This window comes from Enterobacter cloacae complex sp. I1M (genome assembly GCF_014982425.1).
Classification (GTDB): Bacteria; Pseudomonadota; Gammaproteobacteria; order Enterobacterales; family Enterobacteriaceae; genus Enterobacter; species Enterobacter intestinihominis.
The window spans coordinates 19,877-38,450 of sequence record NZ_JADCLG010000042.1 but is presented as its reverse complement, the minus strand read 5'-3'; the positions used below and the strand labels follow the sequence as shown (position 1 = coordinate 38,450).

Sequence of the window (18,574 nt, the reverse complement as noted above, 5' to 3'; positions counted from 1 at the left end):
GCCTTACCCGGCCTACGGTTCGCGCGGTTGTAGGCCCGGTAAGCGGAGCGCCAACGGGCAAAAACTACGACCTGCGAAACGCCACCAGCGTCACCACAATCCCCACCACCGCTGACACCGCACCGGCGAGAAATACGGAAGGATAGCCAAACGACGTTGCAAGCAGCCCCGCCAGCGGCCCGGTGATGCCGTAAGAGATATCCTGAAACGCCGCATAGCCGCCCAGCGCCGTGCCGCGCACCTGCGGAGCCACGCGCTTAACCACTTCAACGCCCAGCGCCGGGAAGATCAGTGAGCAGCCGCAGCCGGTTAACGCCGCACCCAGCAGCGCAACGGATGCGGACGGCGCCTGCCAGAGCAGTACCAGACCCACGGTCTCAATGACCAGTGACGCCACCGCCACCTTCACGCCGCCAAAGCGATCCGGCATCCAGCCAAACAACACGCGCATCAATACAAACGCGCCGCCAAAAGCCGTCAGCGTAAAGCCCGCCATCGCCCAGCCGCGGCTCATGAAATAGAGGGAGACAAAGGTACCAATAACCGCGAAGCCCACTCCCTGAAGCGCCAGCCCAAGCCCCGGTTGCCAGATTTGCCCCACCACGCTCCACAGCGAAGGATGCTCGCCTTTATGGGCGGGCACCTTGCGCACCGAACCGTTAAACGCCCACGCCAGCAGCGGTAATACCATGGTGGTGCCTGCCAGCACCGCAAAACCAAACTGGCTGTGGATCAGCAGCCCCAGTGGTGCGCCTGCCGCCAGCGCGCCGTAAATCGCCATCCCGTTCCAGGACATCACTTTTCCGGAACGCGCAGGTCCCACCAGCCCCATTCCCCAGGTCAGGGTGCCGGTCAGCAGCTGGCTTTCGCCAAAGCCGAGGATCAGGCGCCCCGCCACCAGCAGCGCGAATTTATACGCTGCATCTATCGGCAACAGCGCCGCCAGCAGCCAGGCTCCCCCCGCCAGCCCGCAGGCAAACATGCCCTGCAACGCCGAGCGTTTTGCGCCGTGCTGATCCGCCAGGCGACCGGCGTAGCCCCGGGTTAAAACCGTCGCTAAAAACTGAATGCCCACCGCAATACCGACCATGGTGTTGCCATAGCCCAGCTCCTGGTGAACGAACAAGGGGATCACCGGCAGCGGCAGACCAACGGTCATGTAGGTCAGAAACACCGCAAAGGCGATGCGGAAAAGGGAAAGGTTCCCGGAAGGAGCGCTCTTCTCAGGGGTAACAGCCTTCATGCATAACTCCGTGTTCAGGCATAAAAAAAGGGAGCCGCGTGGCTCCCTTCTACTATATCTTCAAACGCTTACGCTTTCAGCTTACGCATCACCAGCGTGGCGTTGGTGCCGCCGAAACCGAAGCTATTGGACATAACGGTCGTCAGCTCACGTTCGGTGGTTTCGGTCACGATGTTCAGGCCTGCCGCCTGCTCGTCCATCTCGTCGATGTTGATGCTTGGCGCGATAAAGCCGTTTTCCAGCATCAGCAGAGAGTAGATCGCTTCCTGCACGCCCGCCGCACCCAGAGAGTGACCGGTCATGGCTTTGGTTGCAGAGATAGCCGGACTGTTGTCGCCGAACACTTCACGGATCGCACCCAGCTCTTTCACGTCACCTACCGGCGTTGAGGTGCCGTGGGAGTTCAGGTAGTCGATTGGGGTATCAACGCCGTGCATCGCCATCTTCATGCAGCGCACCGCGCCTTCGCCGGATGGAGCAACCATGTCAGCGCCGTCAGACGTTGCGCCGTAGCCCACGATCTCAGCGTAGATGTGCGCGCCACGCGCCAGAGCGTGTTCCAGCTCTTCAACCACAACCATACCGCCGCCGCCAGCGATAACAAAACCGTCGCGGTGTGCATCATAGGTACGGGATGCTTTGTCTGGCGTTTCGTTGTATTTGGTGGACAGTGCGCCCATCGCGTCGAACTCACAGGCCATTTCCCAGCCCAGCTCTTCGCCGCCGCCAGCAAATACGATGTCCTGTTTGCCCAGCTGGATCTGCTCAACCGCATTACCGATACAGTGTGCGGAGGTCGCACATGCGGAGCTGATGGAGTAGTTCACACCGTGGATTTTGAACGGCGTTGCCAGGCACGCGGAAACCGCTGAACCCATCGCTTTGGTCACAACGTATGGACCGACCGCTTTCAGGCCGCGCGGGCTGCGCATGGCGTCAGCACCGAACACCTGAGCTTTAGAGGAACCGCCGGAGCCTGCAATCAGGCCCACGCGTGGGTTGTTCTGGTAAGCGTCTTCGCTCAGACCAGAATCCTTGATCGCTTCCTGCATGGAAAGATAGGCGTAGATAGAGGCATCGTTCATGAAACGAACCACTTTACGGTCAATTAAACCGGTGGTATCCAGTTTAACGTTACCCCATACGTGGCTACGCATTCCAGAATCTTTAAACTCTTCAGAGAAAGTGATCCCGGAGCGTCCTTCACGCAGAGATGCCAGGACTTCCTGCTGGTTATTACCGATGCTGGAAACGATGCCCAGGCCAGTAATCACTGCACGTTTCATTCAATACCTCTGTAAGTCGCACTATAAAAAGTTTCGAGTCGCACAATAGCGTACACTTGTACGCCGAACAAGTCCGATCAGCGATTTTCTGTGGAAATTTGCACCGATGGGCTCACATCGCTAAGATCGTGCCACTGCCTGTCGGACGAGTAACTTACGTGAAACAAAACGCCATACAACCTGCCAACCTCGAATTCAACGCTGAGGGTACACCTGTTTCCCGAGATTTTGATGACGTCTACTTTTCTAATGATAACGGACTGGAAGAGACGCGCTATGTCTTCCTCGAAGGAAATCATCTCAGCACCCGCTTCCCTGAGCATCCGCGCAGCCTGTTTGTCGTCGCGGAGAGCGGTTTCGGCACCGGGCTGAATTTTTTGACCCTCTGGCAGGCCTTCGACCAGTTTCGCGCTGCACACCCCGAGGCTACCTTACAAAGATTACATTTCATCAGTTTCGAAAAATTTCCGCTTACCGCACACGATCTGCGGCTTGCCCATCAGCGCTGGCCGGAGCTTGCCCACTGGGCGGAACAGCTTCAGGCCCAGTGGCCACCGGCTATCGGCGGCTGTCATCGTCTGATTCTGGACGACGGACGCGTCACGCTCGACCTGTGGCTTGGCGACATTAACGACCTGACCGATAAGCTCGATGACTCAATGCATCAGAAAGTGGACGCCTGGTTCCTGGACGGTTTTGCGCCCGCCAAAAACCCTGACATGTGGAGTCCGCACCTGTTCAGCGCAATGGCACGTCTGGCACGCCCGGGCGCGACGCTTGCCACCTTCACCTCGGCGGGCTTTGTCCGCCGTGGGTTGCAGGAGGCGGGGTTTACCATGCGGAAAACCAAAGGCTTTGGCCGCAAGCGCGACATGCTGGTGGGGGTGATGGAACACGATCTGGCGATCCCGGCACAGGCACCCTGGTTTGCTCGCCGCCCCAGTGCGTCGCGTGAGGTCGCCATTGTGGGCGGAGGTATTGCCAGCGCCCTGCTCTCACTGGCGCTGCTGCACCGTGGCTGGCAGGTGACGCTCTACTGCGCTGACGAGGCACCGGCGATGGGTGCATCAGGCAACCGTCAGGGCGCGCTTTATCCCTTATTAAGTTCACACGATCCCGCACTGTTCCAGTTCTTCCCGGCTGCGTTTACGTTTGCTCGTCGCCTTTACGATAGCCTGCCGGTTGCGTTCGACCACGACTGGTGCGGTGTGACGCAGTTGGGCTGGGATGAGAAGAGCCAACAGAAAATCACCCAAATGTTGTCGCTGGGGCTGCCGGAAACCATCGCCCATGCCGTGACGGCTCAGCAGGTTGCTGAGACCGCTGGCGTCGACACCGGCTGCGGCGGAATTCAGTATCCACTCGGCGGCTGGCTGTGTCCGGCTGAACTGACTTCTGCGGCGATAGCCCTCGGGCAGTCGCGTGGGTTGACAGTGCATTATGCCCACAAGGTTCAATCGCTAAGTCGCACTGCGCACTGGGAACTGCGTTTTGCTGACGGCAAAGCGTCGCAGCATGCCAGCGTTGTACTGGCCAACGGACATCACATCACTCAGTTTACCCAGACAGCGTCATTGCCGGTTTATCCAGTCGGCGGCCAGGTAAGCCATATCCCGACCGCGCCCGAACTGAGCAAACTGCGTCAGGTGCTGTGTTACGACGGCTACGCGACGCCGCAAAATCCGTCCAACGGCCATCACTGCATCGGTGCCAGCTATCATCGCGGTGAAACAGATATGCAGTACAGCGAAGCGGATCAGCAGCAAAACCGCCAGCGCCTGCTCGACTGTTTCCCGAATGCGTCGTGGGCGAAAGAGGTTGATGTCAGTGAGGGTCAGGCGCGCTGCGGCGTACGCTGCGCGACCCGCGATCACCTGCCGATGGCGGGAAACGTGCCGGACTATGACGCCACGCTTGAAGTCTATCAGGATCTTGCAGACAACAAAGAAACGGCGGTAAGTGCGCCCGTTTATCCGGAACTGTTTATGTTGGGTGGCTTAGGCTCGCGGGGATTATGCTCCGCGCCATTGCTGGCTGAAGTGCTAGCCGCGCAAATGAGCGATGAGCCGGTTCCGCTGGACAGGGTTACGCTCGCGGGGCTTAATCCGAACCGACTGTGGGTGCGGAAATTGCTGAAGGGGAAAAGGGTTAAGTAGGGTGCGGTCTGGTGTCCTCACCCTGGCCCTCTCCCCAAAAGGGAGAGGGAAGAGAAGGCGGCAACTTAGCGTTTAGCCTGCTGGAACAAATTGTCCCACATGCCCAGCACTAAAGACTGGTCGCGTGGAGACAGTTCCCCGGCCAGAATGGCTTTTTCAAGGCTGCGAGTAACTTCCGCGTGAACGGCGTCGGCAGAGTGATCGTCCCCTGCTTCCAGCGCGGCTACCGCCAGCGTCAGGTGACCACGCAGATAACCGCTGGCGAACAGCTCATCATCGCTGGCGTGTTCCACCATGTCATCAATTAACGCCAGAATGCGTGATTCAAATTCTGCGATCATCTTCTTTCCTCTGTTATAAATCTTCCGGCCACGGGAAGCATTCCGCCGTGATCTCCGGCGTATGGTAATAATTTTGTAAAGCCTCGATCAGGCGTGCCGGACGTTCCGGGATGCCTTTCTCAAGATATTCCATCACCTGCGCATGCACGCGGCGCTGGAAGACGATACGGTCTGGCTCGAAGTCGCCTTCAAGGTTGTCACAGCTGACGTTGAACGGGAAACCCGCCGCCACGCAGAACAGCCACTCCAGCGCCTGCGGTTTCACCTCCACATCTTCGAACTGCCCCTGGATGGCGGCGTCGCGCCCGTCCGGGCAGTACCAGTAACCAAAGTCCACCAGCTCGCGACGCGCTTTCCCCGCGATGCACCAGTGCGAAATCTCGTGCAAACCGCTGGCGTAAAAGCCGTGGGCAAAGACGATGCGGTTGTATGAAACCTGGTCATCAGCAGGAAGATAGATCGGTTCGTCGTCGCCTTTAATCAGACGGGTATTAAAATCATCAGCAAAACAGCTGTCGAAGATCTCAATCAGCTGTTCGTATTTATGCGTACTGTTCATTAGTTCATCCCCAACCAGGTGAGGATCTCCTGTCCATGGCTGTCATAAAGAAGTTTGGCGCTCATCACCGCCGAGACGACAACAATCATCGGGCGGATCAGCTTTTGCCCTTTGCTTAATACCAGACGCGAGCCTGCGCGCGCGCCCAAAAACTGCCCCGCCATCATCACAAATCCGGTAGCCCAGATAACCTTGCCGCCAATGATAAACAGCAGCAGACCGCCAACGTTGGAGGTTGCGTTGAGGACTTTGGCGTGGGCGGTGGATTTGGCGAGGTTGAACCCGGCCAGCGTCACGAATGCCAGCGCGTAAAACGAGCCTGCCCCCGGACCAAAGAAGCCGTCGTAAAAACCGACGCAGCCACCGGCAATCAGCGCAAACGGCAGGCCGTGCAGTCGCCGCGCCCGGTCTTCCTCGCCGAGCTTTGGCATCAGTAAGAAATAGAGGCCAATACAGATAACCAGAATCGGCAGGATCTGGCGCAGAATGTCGGACTGTACGTGCTGGACCAGCAGCGCGCCCGCCGTCGAGCCAATAAACGTCATCAGGATATTGAGCTTCTGATCGGCGAGATTCACCACTTTGCGCCGAACAAAGTAGAGCGATGAGGAGAGCGAACCGCCGCATGCCTGGAGTTTGTTGGTGGCAAGCGCCTGGGCAGGGCTCATGCCTGCCGCCAGCAGCGCCGGAACGGTGAGCAACCCGCCACCGCCCGCCAGGGCATCGATAAATCCGGCTAACATCGCAACAAAAAAGAGCACCGCCAGCAGCAGCGGTGACACCATAAACAGATCGACGAAATTATCCATTAAAGTACATGCTCATCCAGTAGCGCCTGGCAGGAAGGCGGCAACGGAGGCGGTGTCTTCTTCTCAGGCTTAGAGGTTCCAGGCTTGGCCGGTTCAAACCAGCTTTGCAGTTCGTAACCACAACCATCGCCAGGCGGTGGCAGCGGCTGATCTTCACATTCCAGGCTGTTCGCCGGGCAGCGCAGGCGAACATGCATATGCGCCCGGTGCTGGAACCATGGGCGCACTTTACGCAGCCAGTCGCGATCCGTTCCCGCATCCAGGCAAAGCTGCTGCTTGATGGCCGGGTTAACAAAGATCCGTGTGACGTCGTTATCCTCTGCCGCCAGCTTAATCATGCTGGAAATTTCCGGCGACCAGCGCGAGGCGACGACCCGTTTACCGTCGGCCGAGACCAGATCCAGCGCCTGCGGTTTCAGCAGCTGCGCTGAGCTCCAGCGCGTTTTCGGCAGTTGCAGGAAGATGTCCACATCCAGTCCGGTCTGGTGGCTGGCGTGACCGCCGTTGAAGCGACCACCTGCAGGCATCCCCATATCGCCAATCAGCATCGTCCCCAGCCCCAGGTTATGCACCTGGTTGCCAAGACGCTGAATAAACAGCACCAGGTCAGGATGGCCGAAGTAACGGCGCTGGTCGGTGCGCATCACCTGATAGGTGTCCGACTGCAGCGGAAGTTCCTGCGCGCCGACGATACACCCGTTGGAGAAAGCGCCAATGGACTGCGCGCTTCCCGCTACCGGGTGGGTGATTTTCTGCCACGGCGTGGCGGCCAGGCTTGCTCCACTGGCCAGCAGCGCCAGCAGAGCGATTGCGGTTTTTTTCATAGTTACCAGCGTGGAATGGTGGTCGACACATCCGCATTCTGCGCGCGCTGGCGCAGGAAGTGATCCATCAGCACGATCGCCAGCATCGCTTCTGCGATCGGTACCGCGCGGATCCCCACGCATGGATCGTGCCGTCCTTTGGTGATCATCTCTACTTCATCGCCTGAGCGGTTAATCGTGTGGCCCGGCACGGTAATGCTGGACGTTGGCTTCAGCGCGATATTGGCAATAATTTGCTGCCCGCTGCTGATGCCGCCCAGAATGCCGCCCGCATGGTTGCTCTGGAAACCCGCCTTCGTGATTTCGTCGCGGTTCTGGCTGCCGCGAAGCTTAACCACGTCAAAACCGTCGCCGATTTCAACGCCTTTCACCGCGTTGATGCTCATCAGCGCGTGGGCGATGTCAGCGTCGAGGCGGTCAAATACCGGCTCGCCCCAGCCAGCCGGCACACCGTCGGCCACCACGGTGACTTTCGCACCAATGGAGTCGCCCTCTTTTTTCAGGCCACGCATCAGCTCGTCCAGCGCGTCCAGCTTGTCGGCATCGGCGCAGAAGAACGGGTTAAGTTCTACCTGATCCCAGTCTTTGATTGCCAGCGGAATGTCGCCCATCTGGGTCAGACAGCCGCGGATAACGATGCCGAATTTCTGCTGGAGATATTTTTTGGCAATCGCACCTGCCGCCACGCGCATCGCGGTTTCACGCGCGGAAGAACGTCCGCCGCCGCGATAGTCGCGAAAGCCATATTTTTGTTCGTAGGTATAGTCGGCGTGGCCCGGACGGAAGACGTCTTTAATCGCGCCGTAGTCCTGGGAGCGCTGATCGGTGTTTTCAATCAGCAGACCAATGCTGGTCCCGGTGGTACGGCCTTCAAAAACGCCGGAGAGAATTTTGACCTGGTCCGGCTCGCGACGCTGCGTGGTGTAGCGAGAGGTACCCGGACGACGGCGGTCAAGGTCATGCTGTAAATCGGCTTCGGTCAGTTCGATGCCTGGCGGGACGCCATCAACGATACAACCCAATGCCAGACCGTGCGACTCGCCAAAGGTGGTCACACGGAATACCTGTCCAATACTGTTTCCTGCCATCACGGCTCCGATGTTGTTGTTTGTGTTTGAGCGTTGTGAAACGGGCCGAAGCCCGCTGGATTAATCTTTGTAAATGCTGAAGTATTCGCGTGCATCAAGCAGTTGCGCCTTGGTCAGCATAAAGACGCCGTCACCGCCGTTGTCGAACTCAAGCCAGGTGAACGGCACATCCGGGTACTGCTCTATCAGATGTACCATGCTGTTACCCACTTCACAAATCAGAACGCCATCGTCGGTCAGATAATCCGGCGCGCAGGCCAGGATGCGGCGGGTCAGCTTCAGCCCGTCAGAGCCTGACGCCAGGCCCAGCTCCGGCTCGTGACGGTACTCGTTCGGCAGATCGGACATGTCTTCGGCATCCACGTACGGTGGATTGGTGACGATCAGGTCGTATTGCAGCGTCGGCAGGTCGCGGAACAGGTCAGAGCGGATAGGCGTGACGTGATGGATCAGGCCGTGCTCTTCAATGTTGTGTTCGGTGACGGCCAGCGCGTCGGTGGAGATATCGACGGCGTCCACTTCCGCTTCCGGGAAGGCGTACGCGCAGGCAATCGCGATGCAGCCGCTGCCGGTGCACATATCAAGTATGTGCTGCGGCTGATGGTTAATCAGGCCGTCAAAGTGGTTGTTGATCAGCTCGCCAATCGGCGAACGCGGCACCAGCACACGCTCATCAACATAGAACTCATGGCCGCAGAACCAGGCTTTGTTGGTCAGGTAAGCCACCGGAATACGCTCGTTCACGCGACGGATCACGCGCTCAACGATGCGGTGTTTTTCACTGGAGGTCAGGCGCGCGGTGCGCATGTCTTCCGGAATATCCAGCGGCAGGTAGAGTGACGGCAGCACCAGCTGGACGGCCTCATCCCACGGGTTATCGGTGCCGTGTCCGTACCAGATATTGGCGGCGCTGAAGCGGCTAACCGACCAGCGCAACATGTCCTGTATGGTATGCAGCTCGTTTACTGCTTCATCGACAAAAATTTTATCCACTCTTTCCTCCAGGGCATGCTTGCATAATTTTCGGCGGCTAGTTTGCCATGAAGACGGCGATAAATCAGCAATGACGCGTGTCGCTTGAGGTTAAAAAATGCGTTTAGTCGGGTACACTATCGGAAATACGAGATGAGAATGACGAATGAAAAAGAAAACATCGCTCAGCGAGGAGGATCAGGCTCTCTTCCGTCAGCTGATGACCGGGACGCGTAAAATCACGCACGACACCATTGTCCATCGCCCGCAGCGTAAAAAAATCAGCGAGGTTCCGGTCAAACGGTTGCTTCAGGAGCAGGCCGATAACAGCCACTATTTTTCAGATGAGTTTCAGCCGCTGCTAAATACGCAGGGCGCGGTGAAATACGTGCGCGAAGACGTTAGCCATTTTGAACTGAAAAAATTACGCCGGGGAGATTACTCGCCGGAGCTGTTCCTCGATCTGCATGGGTTGACCCAGATGCAGGCGAAGCAGGAGCTGGGGGCGTTGATCGCGGCGTGCCGACGCGAGCATGTTTTTTGCGCCTGCGTGATGCACGGTCACGGCAAACATATTCTCAAACAACAGACGCCGCTGTGGCTGGCTCAGCATCCGCACGTAATGGCTTTTCATCAGGCACCAAAAGAGTACGGCGGAGATGCCGCATTGCTGGTGTTGATTGAAGTTGAGGAGTGGCAGCCGCCAGAGTTGCCCTGACAGGATGGCGGGAGGCACGCGGCACCCCGCCATATCGCACGTCACGTCAGATGGCTTTAGCCATCTTCAGGTTGCATGGACTCATTTGCCAGTTAAAGACCCCTTTGCCGGTTTCGTCGAGGGTGACGTTGGCAATGGCGGACGTTGTGAACATTGGTGGCGTTTCGCCCGGGCACAGCTCAGATACCAGATAGCCGACCAGCGGCAGGTGGGAAATGACCAGTGCGGAAGCGACACCTTCGTTGCACAGCGCCTGAAGGTAAGCACTGACAAGGCCAACATCGCCACACGGCGTGAGTTCAGGGAGAACATCCACACTGGATGGCAGGTTCATACACTCCCCTACCACATCCAGCGTCTGTTCTGCCCGCAGGAACGGACTCACCAGAACGCGTTCAATGTCCACTTTTTGACCTTTAAGCCATGTCGCCATCTGACGGGATTCGTCGCAGCCACAGACGGTTAAAGGACGTACTGAGTCACTGGCGGCATCGAGTGCCGCGTCGCCGTGACGCATGATAAAAACTTGCATATTGCACCGCTTTTGTTAACCAGAATCACCGGCGTTAACTACCCGCGATTAATGCTCTGAGGTAGAAAACCCGATGGCCGGGCATTGTGCCTGATCCATTCGGTGAATGAAACGCTGTTTTTTACCTCAATGGCGTAAGTATAGTCAATCTCTGTTTACAATTTCGCCAAAACAGGTTCCATCACCTCAGGATTTACCCTTCTTTGACTTCAGTTTACGCAATCAGTTTCCCTTGCGGGCCAGAATGTCTGACCCCGTTCCGCCATCTGCAATAATTCGTCACAAGGTGTAAACCGTGGACCGTATTGCGAGGCCAGACGTTGCAGGATCGCAACCACTTCACCCGCCCCGAGGGTATCCATATACCGGAACGGGCCGCCAAGGAATGGCGGAAAACCGATACCAAACACGGCACCGATGTCGCCGTCGCGCGCGCTTTTGATCACCTGCTCACCAAAGCAGCGCGCCGCTTCATTGAGCATCATCATCACGCAGCGCTCAGCACACTGAACCGCCGACAGTTTTCCCTGACCCGTGACAGGAATAAGCGCATAAACCGAAGGGTCGACCTGTTTCTTGCTTTTACGCCCTTTCGCGGCGTAAAGATAGAAACCGCGTTCATTTTTTCTGCCTTTGCGATCGTCCTTCAAAATTGCGGAAACAAAGTTTGCAGGCGGCGCAAAACGATCGCCATAAGCCGCTTCCAGCACAGGGATAATTTTAGTCCCCGTATCAATTCCTACCTCATCCAAAAGTTGGATTGGGCCGACGGGGAAACCAAACTTCACCAGGGCGTCATCGACGTGCTCAATTTTCTCCCCTTCCGCCAGCAACCGCATCGCTTCGTTAATATACGGCGCCAGAATGCGGTTGACGTAGAAGCCGGCTTTGTCCGCGACCACAACAGGAGTTTTGCCCTGTTTTTTCGCCAGCTTCACCACGGTGGCAATAGTTTGCGGGCTGGTTGTGGCATGAGGGATAACCTCCACCAGCGGCATTTTTTCGACAGGACTGAAATAGTGCAGCCCTATCACCTGCTCCGGGCGCATGGCTTTCGCCGCGATGTCGCCGATCGGCAAAGACGAGGTGTTTGACGCGAAAATGGTGTGCGGCGCGCAATGCTGTTCAACGTCCGCTACCATCTGCTGCTTAAGGGCCAGATCTTCGAACACGGCTTCAATCACCAGATCGCGGTGTGCAAACCCACTGTAGTCGGTGGCGCCAGTGATCATCGCGAGGGTTTTATCGCGATCGCTGGCCTTGATATGGCGGCGTTTCACTTTGCGATCAAGGTTCTGCCAGCTGTACTGCAACGCGTGGTTGATGCCCTTAGGATTGATATCTTTGATACGTACGGGCAATTTGCCTTTGCTGGCGGTGACAAACGCGATGCCGCCGCCCATCAGCCCACCACCCAGAACCCCAACGGCGCGCAGCGGAGCCGGTTCAGCTTCACTGCCCGGATCTTTTTTAACCTCCGTGCTGGCAAAGAAAATGCCGCGCAACGCCTGCGACTGCGGCGTCATCGCCAGCTCGCCAAACGCTTTCGCTTCCGCGGCATAACCGCTGCTGCTGCCCTGCGATAAACCGGTTTCAATCACCTTCAGAATGCGCGTCGCTGCCGGATAGTTCCCTCTGGTTTTTTGCTCGGTTTTTTTACCCACCATATTAAACAGCAGCGTGCGCCCCAGCGGCCCGGCGAGGATACGCTCACGCACCGGCAGGGGGCGTTTCGCCTGACGACCTTTCAGCGCCCGCTCAACGGCAGCCTCAAGCAAGATTGCGTGCGGAACGACCTCATCAACCAGACCCGCCTTTAACGCCTGACGGGCGCGCAGCTGTTTACCGGTTAAAATCATCTCCAGCGCAGTACTGACGCCCACCAGCCGCGGCAAGCGCTGCGTGCCACCTGAACCGGGCAGCAATCCAAGCTGTACTTCAGGCAGTCCGAGTACGGTTTTCGCATCGTCGGTACAGATGCGACTGTGGCAGGCCAGCGCCAGCTCAAGCCCGCCGCCCAGGCAAGCCCCGTGGATCGCAGCGACAACGGGTATCGACAGCGCATGGATCTCCGCCATCACTTGCTGCCCCTGACGCGCCAGATCTTCTGCTTCCTGAGCGCTTGTCGCCCGGGCAATCATGTTGATATCGGCCCCGGCAATAAAGTTATCCGGCTTTGCCGAGATAAATACCAGGCCACGTATCGCTTTGTTTTCGCGGATCTGTCTGAGCATCGCACGCACCTGAACGCCGAACTCCGCCTTCAGGGTATTCATCTTTTCGTCGGGCACATCAATGGTGATAACGGCCACGTTATCAAGGCGAACAGCAAGGTTAAATGCAGATGTCGTTTCCATTATTCAGCCTCCAGAACCATTGCTGCGCCCAGGCCGCCCGCCGCACAGGCGGTGACGAGACCAAAGCCGCCGCCACGGCGACGCAGTTCGTGCAACGTCTGGGTGATCATTCTCGCCCCGGTCGCTGCAAACGGATGACCGTAAGCAATGGAGCCACCCAGCACATTGAATTTACTTTGATCCACTTCGCCTGTGGCATGTGCGCGGCCCAGCACGTCGCGGGCAAAACGTTCGCTCGCCATAAGCTGCACGTTTGCCAGCGTTTGTGCGGCAAAGGCTTCGTGCATATCAATTAACGTGAGATCGGAGAGCGTTAGCCCCGCGCGCTCCAGCGCCAGCGGCGTGGACCAGGCCGGTCCGAGCAGCATGTCCTGCCAGACATCGATGGCGGTAAAGGCGTAGCTGCGCAAATAGCCCAGCGGTGTGATGCCCAGCTCTTTCGCCCGGGATTCCGTCATCAGGATCACGGCGGCGGCACCGTCCGTCAGCGGCGTACTGTTGGCCGCCGTAACGGTGCCATGTTTACGGTCAAAGGCCGGGCGCAGTTTTGCGTAATCTGCCAGGGTTGAGGTGCCGCGAATGTTGTTATCTTCCGCGAGCGGTTCCCGGTAAGGCGGTACATAGGCGGTCATCACTTCGTTGGTCAGTTTGCCCTCCGACCAGGCTTTCGCTGCCAGCTGATGCGAGCGATGCGCCAGCGCATCCTGCTGTTCGCGGGTAATACCATAGGTTTTTGCCATCTGCTCGGCTGTATCGCCCATGCGCAGGCCGGTGGAGTATTCAGCAACGGCAGGTGGCACGGGCATGAGGTCGCGCAGGCGTAAACGCGAGAAGAGTTTAAGCTTTGCACCGGTAGTGCGAGCTTTGTTGGCATCCACGAGGATGCGGGCCAGCTGTTTGCTGACGCCGATGGGCAGCACGGAGGAGGAATCCGCGCCGCCGGCGATCCCCGCGCGAATGGTCCCCGCCATCAGGCTTTCCGCCACGTTCGCCACCGCCTGGAAACTTGTGGCGCAGGCGCGGCTGACGCTGTAGGCGTCGGTATGAACATTCATGCCGGTACCCAGCACGATTTCACGCGCGATATTGGGTGCTTCCGGCATCTGTACCACCTGGCCGAAAACCAGTTGCTCAATAACCTCTGGCGGGATCTCGCTGCGAGCCAGCATCTCCCCCACCACCATTTTTCCCAGATCGACAGCCGGTATACCGTGAAACGCGGTTGCCTGACGTGCAAACGGCGTACGTAACCCGCTGACAATGGCAATGCGGTCACCGTGTCGGGTGATAAGCGGTAATGCCTGACTCATAACACTCCCCTGTAAAAAAATTTTGCGCGCACGTTAAGTGGTCTGACCTGATAATAGTCTTAACTATTTTTTTACATTGAGCCAATCGGGGAAGCGAAAAATTGCGAGCTAAGGCACAGAGAAGAAAAAGAAAATGCCCAGGGTAAAAGCAAAACGGTAACCCGTGGGTTACCGTTTTTAGTGTTTGCGCCCTCTCCCGTGGGAGAGGGTTGGGGTGAGGGCACCAGACCGCAGGAATTAACGCAGGCCCAGCTGGAAGATCAGCGTTTCTGCCTCGCAGGCGAACACAAAGTCGATATCCAGCTGTACGCCGCCTTCCACTTCCGTGAAGGTAGATTTGATTTCACATGGATCGGATTCGACTTCACGCGCACGCTTGCTCAGCGCGGCCAGCGTCTCTTCCGCTTCAGCGCGGTTAGGGAATACGCGGCTGTAAGAGGCGGTGCAATCGGTGTTGTCCATAATGGTGCCAACATCCATACAGCAGCAAACCGGGGTTTCATCAGCACTGCATTTACTCATAGCTCAATTTCCTCTGTATTCGCGCAGCGCGCGAGATAAACACGATGCGACTATTTTACGCCCCCGGACGAGCCCCCTCCAGCCGTTAATGGCGCAAAACCGGATAAGTGAGCAATATCACACTAAAAAATGATCTAAAACAAAATTCACCTTTTCGGATGAATCGTACTGGTCACAATTTTGCCAACCAGATCTCGTTTCATGAAACATGTTTGAAAATATTAATAAACAAACTTGCAACATCCCAGCTGGTCAGACCTATACTCTCGCCACTGGTCTGATTTGTATGTCATACCTCAGACCCTACACTTCGCGCTCCTGTTACGGTATGTAACAATTATTGAATAAAAATAACTCAATGAGGTTATGGTCATGAGCCAGAAAACCCTGTTCAAACAAACTGCTTTAGCAGTTGCAGTGGCAATCGTCTCAACGTCCGCCTGGTCAGCGGGCTTCCAGTTAAACGAATTTTCTTCCTCTGGCCTTGGCCGTGCGTATTCCGGGGAAGGTGCGATTGCCGATGACGCAGGCAACGCAAGCCGTAACCCGGCGCTTATCATGATGTTTGATCGCCCTACCTTCTCTGCCGGTGCGGTTTACATCGATCCTGATGTCAACATTTCTGGCAAATCTCAGTATACCGGCGCAGATCTGAAGGCGGATAACATTGCACCAACGGCGTGGGTGCCTAACCTGCACTTTGTTGCGCCAATCAATGAACAGTTTGGTTGGGGTGCCTCTGTCACCTCAAACTATGGCCTGGCAACGGAGTTCAATAACAACTACCCGGCCGGGGAATACGGCGGTAAAACCGACCTGACGACCCTGAACCTTAACCTGAGCGGCGCATATCGTCTGAACGATAACTGGAGCTTTGGTCTGGGCTTTGATGCTGTCTACGCTGATGCAAAAATCGAGCGTTATTCCGGGGAGCAAACTGCTGCGCTGCCGAAAAACAGCAATAAAATTGCCAGCCTGAAAGGTGACGAGTGGGGTTACGGCTGGAACGCCGGTATCCTGTATGAACTGGATAAAAACAACCGCTGGGGTCTGACCTACCGCTCAGAAGTGAAGATTGACTTCGATGGCGATTACAAAAGCGGCATCCTGAGCCCAGTCAACGGTATGGTACCGGGCGCAGGCACCACCATTCCATGGGGTACCTCGAATCAAACCGTACCGGGTTCACTGTCACTGCATCTGCCAGAAATGTGGGAAGTGTCAGGTTATAACCGCGTTGCGCCGCAGTGGGCTATTCACTATAGCCTCGCGTATACCAGCTGGAGCCAGTTCCAGGAGCTGAAAGCCACCGGCAGCAACGGCCAGACGCTGTTCTATAAAGACGAAAGCTTCCACGATGCTTACCGTATCGCACTTGGTACGACCTATTATATGGATGACAACTGGACGTTCCGTACCGGCGTGGCATTTGATGACAGCCCGGTACCGGCAGATAAGCGTTCTATCTCCATTCCGGATCAGGACCGTTTCTGGGTAAGTGCGGGTGCAACCTACGCGTTCAACGAGAATGCCTCTATCGACGCGGGTGTGTCGTACATGCATGGACAGAAAGTGACCTTCCAGGAAGGCCCTTACGAGTTTACCTCTGAAGGTAAAGCCTGGCTGTTTGGTACCAACTTCAACTACGCGTTCTAATCCCAACACGATTGAAAAAGGTGAGCATCGCTCACCTTTTTTATTTATTCCGAATCGATATCTTTTAATTCGTTCTCGATGGCTTTCGCGTTCGGATTATCTTCCGGCTTCAGCTTACCGCCGTTGGCAATAAAGTCATGGTTCTGGAAATAGGCCTCGCGGACCATGATGTACGGATCGGAAGACTGACGCAGCAGACCGTCAGAGTCCAGCAGTTGCGCACGCGTTTCAATCCCTTCCACGGTCCATTTACCAATCGACAGCGGCCAGGTGAGCCATGACAGCACCGGATACAGCGTATCCACCATATCGCCGCCATCATCACGCACGGTAAAGCTGCCGTAGAATGGCAGGTGCACATACGGCCCATAACCTACGCCATAATGCCCCAGTGTGCTGCCGAAACGATGCGGCTGTTCACGCTGTAATTTCGGGTTCGCCATGCCTGCGACATCTATTAAGCCGCCCATACCCAGCAGAGAGTTCAGGAAGAAACGGGTGAAATGCACCATCCCCTGATACGGGTCGCCCTGGAGGAAGTAGTTCACCATCACCGCTGGCTCTTCCAGGTTACTGGTAAAGTTGCTCAGCCCGTTACGCGCTGGCTGCGGAACGTAGTCACGCCATGCCACGGCAACCGGACGAACCAGATATGGATCCAGCACATTATAGTTAAAGTTGTACATTGAACGGTTAAATCCTTCGAGAGGATCGGAGCGTCCCGTTTGCTCGCCAGAGCTGGCGCAGCCCACAAGCATCGTTACGCCCAGCGCAAGCGCCGACAGCCGAAGCTTCATATATTTCTCCCTGTTCAATATGGCTATCGTTGAATGCCATCTGTGACGGAGCCTGTGAGGCTCCGCCTGAAACGTGCAAGTGATTGTAACAGCACGCTTACCGATGTCTACGAGGACAATGACGACCCGCTCGCGTCATCACGCTAATTTCAGCATAGCCTGTCTTTAAGAATTCGTTTCGCTGGCAATTTTATATTGGCTTTGAAAGAGATGTCTCACCTTTATTGCCATTTTCAGCAATTTAAGAGCTTCCCCACGGGCAAGGCGCCAAAAGCCGCTACGCTTAAATGAGCGATTACCCCGAAGGAGCAGTTATGAAAGATATTAACGAAGAAAAAATTGGCGAGAACAATGAGGAACATGAGATTGAAAGTGAGGAGAAAGACCGGGGAGAAGAGATAGAAGTCGATGAGGATCGCCTGCCGTCGCGTGCCATGGCCATTCATGAGCATATTCGCCAGGATGGCGAAAAGGAGATGGAGCGTGACGCAATGGCCCTGCTGTGGTCGGCCATCGCAGCCGGTCTGTCGATGGGTGCCTCTCTGCTCGCCAAAGGTATATTTCACGTTCAGCTGGAAGGCGTGCCGGGCGGTTTTTTGCTGGAGAATTTAGGCTACACGTTCGGCTTTATTATCGTCATTATGGCGCGACAGCAGCTTTTCACGGAGAACACCGTCACTGCCGTACTGCCCGTCATGCAAAATCCGACCCTTGGTAATTTTGGTTTACTGATGCGCCTCTGGAGCGTCGTGCTGCTGGGGAACCTGATCGGTACGGGCGTTGCAGCCTGGGCCTTCGAGTATATGCCAATCTTTGATGAACCGACCCGCGACGCATTCGTGAAGATTGGCATGGATGTAATGAAAAATACGCCGGTTGAAATGTTCTCTAATGCCATTATCTCCGGCTGGATCATCGCCACTATGGTCTGGATGTTCCCGTCAGCGGGCAGCGCGAAAATCGTGGTGATTATCCTGATGACCTGGCTTATCGCACTCGCCGATACCACGCACATTGTTGTCGGGACCGTTGAAATCCTTTATCTGGTATTTAACGGCACACTCCACTGGAGCGACTTTTTCTGGCCGTTCGCCCTGCCTACTCTCGCAGGCAACATTTGTGGCGGAACCTTTATCTTTGCACTGCTGAGCCATGCGCAAATCCGTAACGACATGTCCAACAAGCGTAAGGCCGAACTTAAGGCTCAGGAAAAAAAGGATAAAACTGCCGAAAAATCGGCGTGAACGGTGACTCTTTGACCAGTCAGGCGGCAATGCGCTTAACGAGAAGTGTAAATAACGCTATACTCTTGCCGCTTCGTCCCCTTAGTTAAATGGATATAACGAGCCCCTCCTAAGGGCTAGTTGCAGGTTCGATTCCTGCAGGGGACACTTTTAATTTCCC

The 18,574-nt window shown here is 56.4% G+C and carries 17 protein-coding genes and 1 tRNA gene; 5 read left to right on the top strand and 13 right to left on the bottom strand.

What is annotated here, in order from left to right; all coding sequences use genetic code 11:
* Positions 1 to 64: 64 nt before the first annotated feature.
* Both INF86_RS20840 and fabB read right to left on the bottom strand, forming a co-directional pair.
* Positions 65 to 1,243, bottom strand: a complete 1,179-nt coding sequence (locus INF86_RS20840; RefSeq protein ID WP_193543898.1) for an MFS transporter — start codon at positions 1,241 to 1,243, stop codon at positions 65 to 67.
* A gap of 68 nt (positions 1,244 to 1,311) precedes the next feature.
* Positions 1,312 to 2,529: a beta-ketoacyl-ACP synthase I gene (gene fabB / locus INF86_RS20835; protein ID WP_022648859.1), complete on the bottom strand. Its 1,218-nt coding sequence runs from the start codon at positions 2,527 to 2,529 to the stop codon at positions 1,312 to 1,314.
* A gap of 158 nt (positions 2,530 to 2,687) precedes the next feature.
* On the opposite strand from fabB, the gene mnmC reads away from it, so the two are divergent.
* A complete protein-coding gene (gene mnmC / locus INF86_RS20830; protein ID WP_157507111.1) occupies positions 2,688 to 4,685 on the top strand; it encodes a bifunctional tRNA (5-methylaminomethyl-2-thiouridine)(34)-methyltransferase MnmD/FAD-dependent 5-carboxymethylaminomethyl-2-thiouridine(34) oxidoreductase MnmC in 1,998 nt (665 codons plus the stop codon).
* Between the two features lie 65 nt (positions 4,686 to 4,750).
* Here mnmC and INF86_RS20825 read toward each other — a convergent pair whose 3' ends face one another.
* Genes INF86_RS20825 through prmB form a run of 6 tightly spaced genes read right to left on the bottom strand, consistent with a single transcriptional unit; the run spans position 4,751 to position 9,299 of the window.
* On the bottom strand, positions 4,751 to 5,026 hold the full coding sequence (locus INF86_RS20825) for a YfcL family protein (protein ID WP_022648861.1): 276 nt from the start codon (positions 5,024 to 5,026) through the stop codon (positions 4,751 to 4,753).
* Positions 5,027 to 5,039: 13 nt separating this feature from the next.
* Positions 5,040 to 5,585 carry an elongation factor P hydroxylase gene (locus tag INF86_RS20820; protein WP_193543897.1) on the bottom strand — a complete coding sequence of 182 codons (546 nt, stop codon included), beginning with the start codon at positions 5,583 to 5,585 and terminating at the stop codon, positions 5,040 to 5,042.
* Positions 5,585 to 6,394 (bottom strand): sulfite exporter TauE/SafE family protein, encoded by an 810-nt coding sequence (locus INF86_RS20815; RefSeq protein WP_022648863.1) that lies wholly within the window; start codon positions 6,392 to 6,394, stop codon positions 5,585 to 5,587. Before INF86_RS20815 ends, INF86_RS20820 begins: the two co-directional genes overlap by 1 nt.
* Positions 6,394 to 7,218, bottom strand: coding sequence for a penicillin-insensitive murein endopeptidase (mepA, locus tag INF86_RS20810; RefSeq protein ID WP_003861385.1), 825 nt, complete (start codon positions 7,216 to 7,218; stop codon positions 6,394 to 6,396). Before mepA ends, INF86_RS20815 begins: the two co-directional genes overlap by 1 nt.
* A gap of 2 nt (positions 7,219 to 7,220) precedes the next feature.
* Positions 7,221 to 8,306, bottom strand: a complete 1,086-nt coding sequence (gene aroC / locus INF86_RS20805; protein ID WP_022648864.1) for a chorismate synthase — start codon at positions 8,304 to 8,306, stop codon at positions 7,221 to 7,223.
* 60 nt (positions 8,307 to 8,366) lie between these two features.
* Positions 8,367 to 9,299: a 50S ribosomal protein L3 N(5)-glutamine methyltransferase gene (gene prmB, locus INF86_RS20800; protein ID WP_003861381.1), complete on the bottom strand. Its 933-nt coding sequence runs from the start codon at positions 9,297 to 9,299 to the stop codon at positions 8,367 to 8,369.
* 145 nt (positions 9,300 to 9,444) lie between these two features.
* On the opposite strand from prmB, the gene smrB reads away from it, so the two are divergent.
* On the top strand, positions 9,445 to 9,996 hold the full coding sequence (gene smrB / locus INF86_RS20795; protein ID WP_022648866.1) for an endonuclease SmrB: 552 nt from the start codon (positions 9,445 to 9,447) through the stop codon (positions 9,994 to 9,996).
* Positions 9,997 to 10,042: 46 nt separating this feature from the next.
* Here the strand turns inward: smrB and sixA are convergent, their stop codons facing one another.
* The 4 genes from sixA to INF86_RS20775 form a co-directional block, all read right to left on the bottom strand.
* On the bottom strand, positions 10,043 to 10,528 hold the full coding sequence (sixA, locus tag INF86_RS20790) for a phosphohistidine phosphatase SixA (RefSeq protein ID WP_003861375.1): 486 nt from the start codon (positions 10,526 to 10,528) through the stop codon (positions 10,043 to 10,045).
* Positions 10,529 to 10,737: 209 nt separating this feature from the next.
* Positions 10,738 to 12,885 carry a fatty acid oxidation complex subunit alpha FadJ gene (fadJ, locus tag INF86_RS20785; RefSeq protein WP_193543896.1) on the bottom strand — a complete coding sequence of 716 codons (2,148 nt, stop codon included), beginning with the start codon at positions 12,883 to 12,885 and terminating at the stop codon, positions 10,738 to 10,740.
* Positions 12,885 to 14,195: an acetyl-CoA C-acyltransferase FadI gene (fadI, locus tag INF86_RS20780; RefSeq protein WP_023300649.1), complete on the bottom strand. Its 1,311-nt coding sequence runs from the start codon at positions 14,193 to 14,195 to the stop codon at positions 12,885 to 12,887. Before fadI ends, fadJ begins: the two co-directional genes overlap by 1 nt.
* 237 nt (positions 14,196 to 14,432) lie before the next feature.
* Complete coding sequence (locus INF86_RS20775; protein WP_022648869.1) at positions 14,433 to 14,717, bottom strand: YfcZ/YiiS family protein; 285 nt, start codon at positions 14,715 to 14,717, stop codon at positions 14,433 to 14,435.
* 372 nt (positions 14,718 to 15,089) lie between these two features.
* Between INF86_RS20775 and fadL the strand changes: the two genes are divergently transcribed.
* Entirely contained in the window at positions 15,090 to 16,373 is a 1,284-nt protein-coding gene (gene fadL / locus INF86_RS20770; protein WP_022648870.1) for a long-chain fatty acid transporter FadL, read from the top strand.
* A gap of 44 nt (positions 16,374 to 16,417) precedes the next feature.
* Here the strand turns inward: fadL and mlaA are convergent, their stop codons facing one another.
* Positions 16,418 to 17,170: a phospholipid-binding lipoprotein MlaA gene (gene mlaA, locus INF86_RS20765; RefSeq protein ID WP_022648871.1), complete on the bottom strand. Its 753-nt coding sequence runs from the start codon at positions 17,168 to 17,170 to the stop codon at positions 16,418 to 16,420.
* A gap of 314 nt (positions 17,171 to 17,484) precedes the next feature.
* Between mlaA and INF86_RS20760 the strand changes: the two genes are divergently transcribed.
* Positions 17,485 to 18,414 carry a formate/nitrite transporter family protein gene (locus INF86_RS20760; protein WP_022648872.1) on the top strand — a complete coding sequence of 310 codons (930 nt, stop codon included), beginning with the start codon at positions 17,485 to 17,487 and terminating at the stop codon, positions 18,412 to 18,414.
* A gap of 75 nt (positions 18,415 to 18,489) precedes the next feature.
* Positions 18,490 to 18,561, top strand: a tRNA-Arg gene (locus tag INF86_RS20755).
* Positions 18,562 to 18,574: the final 13 nt, after the last annotated feature.

Excerpts from the sequence above, each read along its gene's own strand:
- INF86_RS20840 (WP_193543898.1), bottom strand. The coding sequence starts at position 1,243 with ATGAAGGCTGTTACCCCTGAGAAGAGCGCTCCTTCCGGGAACCTTTCC.
- fabB (WP_022648859.1), bottom strand. The coding sequence starts at position 2,529 with ATGAAACGTGCAGTGATTACTGGCCTGGGCATCGTTTCCAGCATCGGT.
- INF86_RS20825 (WP_022648861.1), bottom strand. The coding sequence starts at position 5,026 with ATGATCGCAGAATTTGAATCACGCATTCTGGCGTTAATTGATGACATG.
- INF86_RS20820 (WP_193543897.1), bottom strand. The coding sequence starts at position 5,585 with ATGAACAGTACGCATAAATACGAACAGCTGATTGAGATCTTCGACAGC.
- INF86_RS20815 (WP_022648863.1), bottom strand. The coding sequence starts at position 6,394 with ATGGATAATTTCGTCGATCTGTTTATGGTGTCACCGCTGCTGCTGGCG.
- mepA (WP_003861385.1), bottom strand. The coding sequence starts at position 7,218 with ATGAAAAAAACCGCAATCGCTCTGCTGGCGCTGCTGGCCAGTGGAGCA.
- aroC (WP_022648864.1), bottom strand. The coding sequence starts at position 8,306 with ATGGCAGGAAACAGTATTGGACAGGTATTCCGTGTGACCACCTTTGGC.
- smrB (WP_022648866.1), top strand. The coding sequence starts at position 9,445 with ATGAAAAAGAAAACATCGCTCAGCGAGGAGGATCAGGCTCTCTTCCGT.
- sixA (WP_003861375.1), bottom strand. The coding sequence starts at position 10,528 with ATGCAAGTTTTTATCATGCGTCACGGCGACGCGGCACTCGATGCCGCC.
- fadJ (WP_193543896.1), bottom strand. The coding sequence starts at position 12,885 with ATGGAAACGACATCTGCATTTAACCTTGCTGTTCGCCTTGATAACGTG.
- fadI (WP_023300649.1), bottom strand. The coding sequence starts at position 14,195 with ATGAGTCAGGCATTACCGCTTATCACCCGACACGGTGACCGCATTGCC.
- INF86_RS20775 (WP_022648869.1), bottom strand. The coding sequence starts at position 14,717 with ATGAGTAAATGCAGTGCTGATGAAACCCCGGTTTGCTGCTGTATGGAT.
- fadL (WP_022648870.1), top strand. The coding sequence starts at position 15,090 with ATGAGCCAGAAAACCCTGTTCAAACAAACTGCTTTAGCAGTTGCAGTG.
- mlaA (WP_022648871.1), bottom strand. The coding sequence starts at position 17,170 with ATGAAGCTTCGGCTGTCGGCGCTTGCGCTGGGCGTAACGATGCTTGTG.
- INF86_RS20760 (WP_022648872.1), top strand. The coding sequence starts at position 17,485 with ATGAAAGATATTAACGAAGAAAAAATTGGCGAGAACAATGAGGAACAT.